The following is a 343-nucleotide window of genomic DNA, read 5'->3' as shown; positions in this document are numbered from 1 at the left end:
TTATGCCTGATGACCATAGCGATTTGGTACCACTCCTTCCCATCCCGAACAGGACAGTGAAACGAATTTGCGCCGATGATAGTGCGGGTTCCCGTGTGAAAGTAGGTCATCGTCAGGCTCTTACAGCAAGAGCGCCCAGTCGAGCGACTGGGCGCTTTCTTTTCCCTTTGAGTGCATCGAAGAGAAAAGAAAGCGTTAAAAGCGCAAAAGCACGACGAAAGTTGTGCTACAATACAAGGCTTCGCTGATCGCAGCGGACTGAATTCAAAACAGAAGTTCTGGTTTGAATCGCATCATTAAAAATGTACAGCCGATAAGCGTGGGCGTTTGAAGGCGATTGCCA

Annotated in this window: 1 rRNA gene; it reads left to right on the top strand. The window is 48.7% G+C overall.

From position 1 onward, the window contains the following. Positions 1-5 precede the first annotated feature (5 nt). Positions 6-118, top strand: a 5S ribosomal RNA gene (gene rrf, locus KW830_RS21145). Positions 119-343: the final 225 nt, after the last annotated feature.

Origin of the sequence: Comamonas sp. CMM03, assembly GCF_019218715.1 — a bacterium.
GTDB lineage: Bacteria > Pseudomonadota > Gammaproteobacteria > Burkholderiales > Burkholderiaceae_C > Comamonas > Comamonas terrigena.
The sequence above is the reverse complement of the archived record's forward strand: the minus strand, read 5'-3'. Positions and strand labels throughout refer to the sequence as shown.